The sequence below is a fragment of the Rhodococcus parequi genome (assembly GCF_046042785.1).
Taxonomy (GTDB): domain Bacteria; phylum Actinomycetota; class Actinomycetes; order Mycobacteriales; family Mycobacteriaceae; genus Prescottella; species Prescottella parequi.
In genome coordinates, this window is the sequence record NZ_JBDLNV010000007.1 from 343,731 (window position 1) to 354,178 (window position 10,448).

11 protein-coding genes are annotated in these 10,448 nt (G+C 69.6%); 2 read left to right on the forward strand and 9 right to left on the reverse strand.

The window, feature by feature from the left end; genetic code table 11:
• Window positions 1-61 precede the first annotated feature (61 nt).
• Entirely contained in the window at window positions 62-1,033 is a 972-nt protein-coding gene (locus ABEU20_RS20745) for a bifunctional riboflavin kinase/FAD synthetase (RefSeq protein WP_420166249.1), read from the reverse strand.
• A gap of 181 nt (window positions 1,034-1,214) precedes the next feature.
• Between ABEU20_RS20745 and ABEU20_RS20750 the strand changes: the two genes are divergently transcribed.
• Both ABEU20_RS20750 and ABEU20_RS20755 read left to right on the forward strand, forming a co-directional pair.
• Window positions 1,215-1,892, forward strand: a complete 678-nt coding sequence (locus ABEU20_RS20750) for a metal-dependent transcriptional regulator (protein ID WP_420166284.1) — start codon at window positions 1,215-1,217, stop codon at window positions 1,890-1,892.
• 56 nt (window positions 1,893-1,948) lie between these two features.
• Entirely contained in the window at window positions 1,949-2,359 is a 411-nt protein-coding gene (locus ABEU20_RS20755; RefSeq protein WP_420166250.1) for a hypothetical protein, read from the forward strand.
• A 6-nt stretch (window positions 2,360-2,365) separates the two neighbouring features.
• Here ABEU20_RS20755 and truB read toward each other — a convergent pair whose 3' ends face one another.
• The 8 genes from truB to infB form a co-directional block, all read right to left on the reverse strand.
• Window positions 2,366-3,298, reverse strand: coding sequence for a tRNA pseudouridine(55) synthase TruB (gene truB / locus ABEU20_RS20760; protein WP_420166251.1), 933 nt, complete (start codon window positions 3,296-3,298; stop codon window positions 2,366-2,368).
• 49 nt (window positions 3,299-3,347) lie between these two features.
• Window positions 3,348-4,019, reverse strand: coding sequence for a 4'-phosphopantetheinyl transferase Npt (npt, locus tag ABEU20_RS20765; RefSeq protein ID WP_420166252.1), 672 nt, complete (start codon window positions 4,017-4,019; stop codon window positions 3,348-3,350).
• A 13-nt stretch (window positions 4,020-4,032) separates the two neighbouring features.
• A complete protein-coding gene (locus ABEU20_RS20770; RefSeq protein ID WP_420166253.1) occupies window positions 4,033-4,956 on the reverse strand; it encodes a metallophosphoesterase family protein in 924 nt (307 codons plus the stop codon).
• A 4-nt stretch (window positions 4,957-4,960) separates the two neighbouring features.
• Complete coding sequence (locus tag ABEU20_RS20775) at window positions 4,961-6,268, reverse strand: MATE family efflux transporter (protein ID WP_420166285.1); 1,308 nt, start codon at window positions 6,266-6,268, stop codon at window positions 4,961-4,963.
• A gap of 64 nt (window positions 6,269-6,332) precedes the next feature.
• Window positions 6,333-7,334: a DHH family phosphoesterase gene (locus tag ABEU20_RS20780; protein ID WP_420166254.1), complete on the reverse strand. Its 1,002-nt coding sequence runs from the start codon at window positions 7,332-7,334 to the stop codon at window positions 6,333-6,335.
• Between the two features lie 13 nt (window positions 7,335-7,347).
• Entirely contained in the window at window positions 7,348-7,812 is a 465-nt protein-coding gene (gene rbfA / locus ABEU20_RS20785; RefSeq protein ID WP_420166255.1) for a 30S ribosome-binding factor RbfA, read from the reverse strand.
• Window positions 7,813-7,876: 64 nt separating this feature from the next.
• A complete protein-coding gene (locus tag ABEU20_RS20790) occupies window positions 7,877-8,167 on the reverse strand; it encodes a DUF503 domain-containing protein (protein WP_420166256.1) in 291 nt (96 codons plus the stop codon).
• Window positions 8,168-8,266: 99 nt separating this feature from the next.
• Window positions 8,267-10,448, reverse strand: a 2,182-nt coding sequence (gene infB / locus ABEU20_RS20795) for a translation initiation factor IF-2 (RefSeq protein WP_420166257.1), incomplete at its 5' end; no start/stop codon positions are given.

Consider the following 10,448-nt stretch of genomic DNA (forward strand, 5'->3'; position numbering starts at 1 on the left):
GTGTGGCCGCCGCGAACCGCAGCACACACCAGCGGGAAAGCTTACCAGGCGGTTCGGTCGATCAGCGACCGGCCGCCTCGGCCAGGATCGCACGAGCCTTGTCGGAGTCGCGTCCCATCTCCTCGATGAGCGCCTCGACGGAGTCGAACTTCTCCATCCCGCGCACCCGCTGGACGAAGTCGACCGCCACGTGCTGGCCGTACAGGTCGGCCTCCCGATCCAAAACGAACGCCTCGACGGTCCGGGTACGACCCGAGAACGTCGGATTCGTACCGACCGACACGGCCGCCGCGTATCGCTCACCGGGTTCGACGGTGCCCTCGACGGGTCCGGGACCGAGCACCGTGAACCAGGCCGCGTACACACCGTCGGCGGGGATCGCCGAGTACATCGGCGGCGCGATGTTCGCGGTCGGGAAACCGAGTCCGCGCCCGCGTCCGTCGCCGTGCACGACGACGCCCTCGACGCGGTGCGGGCGCCCCAGCGCCTCGGCCGCCGCCGCGACGTCCCCGGCGTCGACGCACGAACGGATGTAGGTCGACGAGAACGTCACCGCGTGCTCGGCGAGCAGATTCACACCGTCGACAGCGAACCCGAAACGCGCACCGGTCTCGCGCAACAGATCGACGTTGCCGGCCGCCTTGCGGCCGAAGGTGAAGTTCTCCCCCACGACGACCTCGGAGACGTGGAGGCGCTCGACGAGGATCTCGTGGACGTACCGCTCGGGTGAGAGCTTCATGAACTCCGTCGTGAACGGCATGACGCAGAAGACGTCGATGCCCAATTCCTCGGCCAGCTCGGCGCGCCGGGGCAGCGTCGTCAACTGCGCCGGGTGACTGCCCGGCCGTACGACCTCCGCCGGATGCGGATCGAATGTCATCAGCACACTGGGGATTCCGCGCTCCCGCGCCGCGTCGACCGCACGGGAAATCAGTTGCGCGTGCCCACGATGCACGCCGTCGAAAACGCCGATCGTCAGGACGCAACGCCCCCAGTCCGCCGGCACATCGTCCAGACCTCGCCATCTCTGCACAGGTGGCAGCCTACGGCCACGGCACGCACCGGTCACGTTCGGACCGACCCTGCGCCCCGAATCCCCTGATCATGTTGCGCAATCGATGAACCGAACGGGCGGTGATGTGTGTCCTACGTGACGGTTGCCTAAGCTCGTATCCGTGGCCACGCAGAAATCAGACGCACCCGCACCGAGCGAGGTGACGCACCCGGAGACCTTGTCGTCGGTGGCACAGGACTACCTCAAGGTCATCTGGACCGTCCAGGAATGGTCGCGGGAGCGGGTGTCGACCAAGCTCCTGTCGGAGCGGATCGGCGTATCCGCCTCCACGGTGTCCGAAGCCATCCGGAAGCTGTCCGACCAGGGACTGGTCGATCACGCCCGGTACGGCTCGATCGCGCTCACCGACGCCGGGCGCTCCGCGGCCGTGTCGATGGTGCGTCGGCACCGCCTGATCGAGACGTTCCTCGTCAACGAACTCGGCTACGGCTGGGACGAGGTCCACGACGAGGCCGAGGTTCTCGAACACGCGGTGTCCGACCGGATGATCGATCGGATCGACGCCAAGCTCGGCTTCCCCGAACGGGATCCGCACGGCGACCCCATCCCGTCCGCGGACGGGTCGGTGCCCACTCCCCCGGCGCGGCAACTGAGCGACTACCAGGACGGCGAGTCCGGTCGGGTCGCGCGGATATCCGACGCCGATCCGGCGATGCTGCGCTACTTCGACTCCGTCGGCATCGCCCTCGACACCGAGATCGCGGTCGTCGAGCGGCGCGACTTCGCCGGCACCGTCTCGATCCGACTCGGCAGCGACCCGGACACCGGGAACGTCGACCTCGGCAACCCTGCGGCGCAAGCCATCTGGCTGGTCTAGGCTCGGTTCACGCGTCCCGCGTCCGAGGCGGGCAGCCGATCGAGACGAGGTCCGCGATGAGCACAGCCGTCCGTCGAACCGCCCGCGTCGCCGCATCACTGTGCGCGGCCGCCACCGTCGTGCTGGCCGGCGCGGGAATCGCGTCGGCGGACGAGTGGCCCGTGCCCCCGCCGTACCCTAGCCCGCTGGCGCCGTTCGACTACAACGGGTTCCTCACGCCCACCGACCCGAACTACTGGAATCCCTTCGTCAGCGAGAACAGGCTGACGTCACCGTTCGGCACCGGCACCCGCATCGTGTGCACCGGCTTCCACGGCGTCCTGCTCGAATGCTGGCAGGCCGACCGGGAGAGCAACCCGCACAAGCTCACCAAGCTCGCGCAGGACTACCCCGGTTCGCTGGGCGCCGGCCTGCCCGGAGGCGGTCCCGGCCACTTCGTCTACCCGGGCTTCGTTCCGGGCAGCTGACGCCCGCTACCGCAGTGTCGCGGGCCGGACGACCATCACCGAACCGGCCCGCTTGCCGCGCTCCTGGATCAACGCGATCGTGTGCCCGCTGGGGTCGATCGCGGCGTAGATCTCCTTGCGGCCGATCGGCTCGAGCCAACGCCCCTGGCTGATCGACTCGGCCTCCTCGGCGCTGATCTGCCGGTGCGGGAACGCGGTCTGCGCGGCCTGGTCGATGTCGAGGCTGACCGCGGGATCCTCGGCCAACTCGTCGAGGGTGCGCGCGTGCTCGAGCGTGAACGGTCCGACGCTCGTGCGGCGCAGCGCGGTCAGATGCCCGCCGACGCCCAGCGCCGCGCCCAGGTCCCGCGCGAGTGCGCGGATGTAGGTGCCCGACGAGCAGTCGACGTCGACGTCGAGGTCCACGAAGCCCGGTCCGCTGTCGTCAGCCGGAACGTCCCGGCGCGCCAGCACGTCGAAGCGCGACACCGTCACCGGTCGCGCTGCGAGGGTGACCTCCTCGCCCGCCCGGATCAGTGCGTGCGCACGCTGGCCGTCGACCTTGATGGCGCTGACGCTGGCGGGTACCTGCTGGATGTCGCCCGTCAGCGCCGCGATCTGGGCGGCGATCTGCTCGTCCGTGACGGCGGACGCGTCCGCGGTCGTGAGCAACTCGCCCTCCGCGTCGTCCGTCGTCGTGGCCTGCCCCAGCCGGATCGTCGCGGTGTACGACTTGGTGGTCAGCGCCAGCAGGCCGAGCAGCTTGGTGGCCCGCTCGACGCCGAGGATCAGCACGCCGGTCGCCATCGGATCGAGAGTGCCGGCATGCCCCACCTTGCGGGTGTTCAACAGCTTCCGGCAGCGGGAGACGACGTCGTGGCTGGTCATCCCGGCTTCCTTGTCGACGATCAGCAGGCCGGCGCCGACGAGGCCGGAGGACGGTTTCTGAGACTTGGGCACGTGGTCCGATTCTGCCAGCCCCGGCCCGCCGTGCCGATTCCACTCCCCGTCAGCTCACCGAGATGGCGGTGACGATCAGCCCGTCCGACACCATCCATCGGCCGTCGAAACCCGCGAGCGGTGCCCCGCCGTCCGTCGTGTCCCCGGGCACCAGCAGCCGCGAACGAAAGGTACCGGCGATCCCGTCGGCGGTCTCGGTATCGGACGCGAACGTGATGTGGGCGTCCTCGAACCCGAGCCACCGGCCGGTGAGCGGAAACCACGCCTTGTAGGTCGCCTCCTTGGCGCAGAACAGCAGCCTGTCCCAGTGCACCGGCGCCGGGCCGACCGACGTCAGCCACGCACGTTCCTCGGGCAGGCTCACGGCGTCGAGGACACCGTTCGGCAGCGGCCCGTTGGGTTCGGCGTCGATACCGACGCTGCGGATCTGCATCGCGTAGCCGAGAACCGCGGCCCGGTAGCCGTCGCAGTGCGTCAGGCTTCCCACGACACCTCGCGGCCACACCGGAGAACCCTTGTCGCCCCGAAGGATCGGGGCCGGTTCCACCCCCAGGTCGGCCATCGCCAGGCGTGCGCAGTGGCGGGCTCCGATGAACTCGCGGCGGCGCTTCTCGACCGCCTTGGCGATCAGTGCCTCCTCCTGCGGATGCGGCCGGAGCCCCGGCGGATCCTCGAACAGTTCCGCAGATGTGACGCCGGCGGGCAGAATGCGCTCGATCAATCCAACTCCCCTGTCAGCGCTGCGCGCGCATGCGTTCGTATTCGGCTTCCTGCTCGGCCGTGATCCGGAAGTGGCCGCCGAACTTGTTGAGCGTGCCCGGCGCGTACTCGGGCACCGGCAGGATCTGCCGGAGCAGCTTGTCGGGCAGCCCGCGACGCTGCCACTCGCGCGGGTAACCCAGCGACACCTCCTCGAAGCGGACGCCGTCGTAGTAGGTGGTCCGCGGGATGTGCAGGTGGCCGTACACGCAGCACGCGGCGTTGTAGCGGGTGTGCCAGTCGGCGGTCGAGGTCGTGCCGCACCACAGCGCGAACTCCGGGTAGTAGAGCACCTCGGTGGGCTGGCGCACGAGCGGAAAGTGGTTGATCAGAATCGTCGGGACCGACAGGTCGAGCGCGTCGAGCCGCGCACGCGTCTCCTCGACGCGGGCACGGCACCACGCGTCGCGGGTCGCGTACGGCTCGGACGAGAGCAGGAACTCGTCGGTCGCGACCACGTTCTTGTCACGAGCGATCCGCAGGCCGTCGGCCTTGCCGGTGGCCCCGTCGGGCAGGAAGGTGTAGTCGTACAGCAGGAACATCGGCACGATCGTGGCGGGCCCGCCGTCGCCCTCCCAGACCGGATACGGGTCCTCGGGCGTCACGACACCGATCTCGCGGCACATGTCGACCAGGTAGTCGTAGCGGGCCTTGCCGTGCATCTGCACGGGGTCCTTCGCGGTGGTCCACAGTTCGTGGTTACCGGGCACCCAGATCACTTTCGCGAAGCGACTCTTCAGCAGCGTCAGCGCCCAGCGGATGTCGTCCGCCTTCTCCGACACGTCGCCGGCGACGATCAGCCAGTCGTCCGGCGAATCGGGGAAGATCTCCTCGGTGATCGGACGGTTGCCCCGGTGCCCGACGTGCGTGTCGCTCACCGCCATCAGTTTGCCTGCCACACCACTATCCTTTCGCCTCCTGCAGTTGGCGGTCGGAGCCGCCGACGGCCCAACGGCCCGACGCGGCGCGCCACAGCACCGCCAGCATCCGCAACACCATGAACACGGTAAGCCCCAGCCAGATTCCGGCCAGCCCCCAATCCCACACGAGCGACGACCAGATGAGCGGGAGGAACCCGATCAGCGCACACGCCAGCGTCGCGGTCCGCAGGAACGCCGCGTCCCCGGCGCCGAGCAGGACGCCGTCGAGCGCGAACACGACGCCGGCGACCGGCATGATGCCCACGAAGAACCACCACGCGACGGACGTCTGGTCGAGCACGTCCGGATCGTCGGTGAAGAACGTGGGGATCAGCGACGCCCCGGCGGCGAACGCCAGCGCGAGGATCGTCGCGAACACCGCCGACCACCGCGTCACCCGCCACGCGAGACTCTTCGCGCCGCGCACATCGCTGCGCCCGAGCGCGGCCCCCACGAGGGTCTGGGCCGCGATCGCGAGCGAATCGAGGGTCAGTGCCACGAAGTTCCACAGCTGGAGCACCACCTGGTGCGCCGCGACGGACGCTGCCCCGAACCGGGATGCGACGGCCGCGGCGGACATGAAGCACGCCTGGAACGCGAGGCTCCGCAGGATCAGATCGCGGCCGAGGACCATCTGCGCCCGCATCACGGCCCACCGCGGCCGCAACGACACGTGGGCGCGCAGCAGTGCCACACCGAACAGCACCGCCGAGGTGGCCTGCCCGGCGACGTTGGCGACCGCCGAGCCCTCCAACTCCCAGCGCGGCGCGCCCGCCACACCGTGGACGAGCAGCACACACAGAACTGCGGAGACGGCCTGTCCCACCAGCACGAAACCGAGCGGCCGCATCGTGTTCTGCACCCCGCGCATCCAGCCGTTGCCGGCCATCGCGACGAGGATCAGCGGCGCCCCGAGCACAGCGATCCGCAGCCAACGCTCCGCCGCAGCGGCGATGTCGCCGTCCCCGGCGATCAGGGACGTGATCGGTCCCGCGAGCACCTGCACCGCGGCGACCAGGACCACACCGATCCCGAGCGCGAGCCACGTCGCCTGAACGCCCTCGCGCACCGCGTCCCGTTCGCGGCCGGCGCCGTGCAGGCGCGCCGCCCGCGCGGTCGTGCCGTACGACAGAAAGGTCAGCTGGGTGCTGACCTGGGCGAGAATCAGACCACCGACCGCGAGGCCGGCGAGGGCCAGCGCGCCGAGACGCCCGACGATCGCGATGTCGAGGAGTAGATAGAGCGGCTCGGCCGCGAGCACGCCGAGGGCGGGCACGGCGAGACCGAGAATCCGGCGCGGGCCGGCTTCCGTCGGCTCGCGCTCGTCAGGGGTGTACTCGGCGGTCCCGGACAACTCAGCCGAGGGTCTCGCGCAGAGCGGCGATCGCGGTCTCGACGGCACCGGTCGCGGTGTAGCCGGCGGCGAAGCGGTGACCGCCGCCGCCCAGACGTTCGGCCACCGCCGCCACGTCCACGGACGCCTTGGACCGCAGCGACACCGACCACGATCCGGGCGCGGACTCCTTGAACACCGCCGAGACCTCGGCCTCGGCGGTGGTGCGCACGATGTCGATGACGCTCTCGACCTCCTCGGAACCGAGGCCGGCCGAGTCGGTGCAGCGGATGACGGCGTGGACCAGTCCGCGGCCGTCGGCGGCGTCCGGCACCAGCACGGCGCTCGACAGCACCGCGCCGAGCATCGGCAGCCAGCCGAACGGGTGGGTGTCCAGCAGTCGCCGCGCGATGTCCGCGCCGTCGATGCCGGTGGCGAGCAGACGCTCGGCGAGATCGTGCGTGCCCGGACGGACCCACCGGAACGAACCGGTGTCGGTGACGAGGCCCGCGTACAGGCAGTGCGCGAGATCGGCGTCGATCTCGACGTCCCACAGGTCGAACAGGCGGGCCAGCACCGCCGTCGTGGCCTCGGCGGAATCGTCGATCAGGTCGAAGGTCCCGTAGCGGGTGTTGGAGCGGTGGTGGTCGATCACCAACGAACGACCTGCCCGGTCGAGTCGTGAGGCGAGCGCACCGAGGCGTCCCGCGCTGCCGCAGTCGACCGTCACGAGCAGATCCGACGACTCGGCGACCGCGTCGGCCGGGACCAGCAGGTCCGTGCCCGGTAGGCCGGACATCGACACCGGCAGACGGTCCGGCGACGCGAACGACACCTGCACCGGAATTCCCTTGCGTTCGAGCACGATTCCGAGTGCGAGCCCGCTACCGATCGTGTCGGCGTCGGGCTGGACGTGGCAGAGGACGGTGACGGACGTCGCGCCCTCCAGCACCTCGATCACGTCCTGCAACTGCAGGGGCTGTGACACGAGGGCCGGGGACGCGGTTTCCGGGCAGTGAGTCATCGACGGCCTCGGATCAGTCGTCCTCGGCGGCGGCGTCGTCCGAGGCCGCGCCCGACTCCTTGTACGGGTCGGCGTCGCCGGCCGGCCGCGCGTTCTCCCGCGCGCGAGCGACGGCGTCGTCCGCGGCACGCGCCCGGGCGAGCAGTTCCTCCATGTGCCGCGCCGTGTCGGGCACGGTGTCGGCGACGAACGTGAGCGTCGGCGTGAAGCGGACGCCGGTTCCGGCGCCCACCTTGGAGCGCAGAACGCCCTTGGCCTTCTCGAGACCCGCGGCGGCACCGGCCAGGTCCGGCTCGGTGTCGATGTTCTCGCCCATCACGGTGTAGTAGACCGTGGCGTCGTGCAGGTCGGCCGTCACCTTCGCATCGGTGATGGTCACGAAGGCAAGACGCGGGTCCTTGATCTCGTGGTCGATCGCCGTCGCGACGATCGTGCTGATGCGCTTCGCGAGCCTGCGTGCGCGTGCAGGATCTGCCATGGCAACCAGTCTCCTCTCCCGGATTTCTCCAGCTGTCTCCAGCGTCTGCCCGCGCTAGCCGGTGCTAGTCGTTGGGACCGAAAATTCTTCGTCGAACCGCAAGTAGCTGCAGTTCGGGTCGTCCGGCGACGTGCCGCTCACACTGATCGAGCACCTCGTGGACGTGTCCCACCCCTGAACTTGCCACGGCCACGCCGAGCAGCGCCCGCCTGTAGCGGTCGTGCTCGCCGGTCTCCGCGGCCGACACCCCGTATCTTCGCAACTCGGTCAGGACCGGTCGCACCAGCGACCGCTTCTCCTTCAATGACCGCACATCGCCGAACAGGATGTCCATCTCGAGCGCGCCGAGATACACCAGGCCTCCCTCCGGTGTCAGACGTGTCGACTTCGGCCACAGCCGCCGTGTCCCTCCCCGGTGGCACCAGGCCACCGGGGAGGGACACGTTCGGTGTGACTAGTCGCGCGGCTTCTCGCGAAGCTCGTACGCCTCGATCACGTCGCCGACCTTGATGTCGTTGTACGTGACGGTCAGACCGCACTCGTAACCTTCGCGAACCTCGGTGGCGTCGTCCTTCTCGCGCTTGAGCGACGAGATGGTCATCGTCTCCGCGATCACCGCGTTGTCGCGGATCAAGCGGGCCTTCGCGTTGCGACGGACGATGCCCGACGTCACGAGGCAACCGGCGATGTTTCCGATCTTCGAGGAACGGAACATGGCACGGATCTCGGCGCGGCCGAGCGTGACCTCCTCGTAGACCGGCTTGAGCATGCCCTTGAGGGCCTTCTCGACCTCGTCGATGGCCTGGTAGATCACCGAGTAGTACCGGATGTCGACACCCTCGCGGTTCGCCAGCTCCGTTGCCTTGCCCTCGGCACGGACGTTGAAGCCGATGATGATCGCGTTGGACGCGGACGCCAGGTTGACGTTGGTCTCGGTGATGCCACCGACACCGCGGTCGATGACGCGCAGCTGCACCTCGTCGTCGATCTCGATCCCCATGAGGGCCTCTTCCAGCGCCTCGACGGTGCCGGAGTTGTCGCCCTTGAGGATGAGGTTGAGTTCGTTGTGCTCCTTGAGCGCGGCATCCAGATCTTCCAGGCTGATGCGCTTGCGGCTGCGGGCAGCGAGCGCGTTGCGCTTGCGTGCATTTCGCCGGTCCGCGATCTGGCGGGCGATCCGGTCCTCGTCGACCACGAGCAGGTTGTCGCCTGCACCGGGGACCGACGTGAAGCCGACGACCTGGACGGGACGCGAAGGCAGAGCCTCCTCGACATCGTCGCCGTGCTCGTCGATCATGCGACGGACGCGGCCATAGGCATCGCCCGCGACGATCGAGTCGCCGACCCGCAGCGTGCCGCGCTGGATGAGCACGGTCGCGACGGGGCCACGGCCACGGTCGAGGTGCGCCTCGATCGCGACACCCTGGGCGTCCATGTCCGGGTTGGCGCGCAGATCCAGGGAGGCATCCGCGGTCAACAGCACCGCTTCCAGGAGGGCATCGATGTTGGTGCCCTGCTTGGCGGAGATGTCGACGAACATGGTGTCGCCGCCGTACTCCTCGGTGACCAGCCCGTACTCGGTCAGCTGCTGACGGATCTTGTCCGGGTTCGCGCCTTCCTTGTCGATCTTGTTCACCGCGACCACGATCGGCACGTCGGCCGCCTGGGCGTGGTTGATCGCTTCCACCGTCTGCGGCATGACGCCGTCGTCGGCCGCGACCACCAGAATCGCGAGGTCGGTGGCCTTGGCACCACGGGCACGCATGGCCGTGAAGGCCTCGTGACCCGGGGTGTCGATGAACGTCACCAGTCGCTCGTTGCCGTCCAGCTCGGTCAGCACCTGGTAGGCGCCGATGTGCTGGGTGATGCCGCCGGCCTCGCCCTCGCGGACGTTGGCCTTGCGGATCGTGTCGAGCAGGCGGGTCTTGCCGTGGTCGACGTGACCCATGACGGTGACCACCGGCGGACGCGACGCGAGATCGCCCTCGTCGCCCTCGTCCTCGCCGTAGGTGAGGTCGAACGACTGGAGCAGCTCGCGATCCTCGTCCTCCGGGCTGACGACCTGGACGACGTAGTTCATCTCGCCGCCGAGCAGCTCCAGCGTCTCGTCGTTGACCGACTGAGTTGCCGTGACCATCTCGCCGAGGTTGAACAACGCCTGCACGAGTGCTGCGGGGTTCGCATCGATCTTGTCTGCAAAGTCCGACAGCGAGGCGCCGCGGGCGAGACGGATGGTCTCGCCGTTGCCGCGGGGCAGCCGGACGCCGCCGACTGCGGGCGCCTGCATGCTCTCGTACTCGGCGCGCTTCGCCCGCTTCGACTTACGGCCACGACGCGGGGCTCCACCGGGGCGACCGAACGCACCTGCGGCACCGCCACGACCACCGGGACGACCGCCGCCGCCACCGGGGCGACCGCGGAAACCACCGGGAGCGCCTGCACCGGCACCTGCACCCGCGGGAGCACCACCGGGAGCGCCGCCGCCGCGGTAGCCACCGCCACCGCCGCCGGGACGACCACCCGGAGCACCCGGACGACCGCCGCCGGGACGACCGGCACCGGGTGCCGGACGTGCCGCACGCTGCGGCATCGCACCCGGGTTCGGGCGCGGAGGCATCGATCCGGGGCTGGGGCGA

Bases quoted from the DNA above. Each gene is read 5' to 3' on its own strand.
- ABEU20_RS20755 (WP_420166250.1), top strand. From the start codon at position 1,949: ATGAGCACAGCCGTCCGTCGAACCGCCCGCGTCGCCGCATCACTGTGC.
- ABEU20_RS20780 (WP_420166254.1), bottom strand. From the start codon at position 7,334: ATGACTCACTGCCCGGAAACCGCGTCCCCGGCCCTCGTGTCACAGCCC.
- rbfA (WP_420166255.1), bottom strand. From the start codon at position 7,812: ATGGCAGATCCTGCACGCGCACGCAGGCTCGCGAAGCGCATCAGCACG.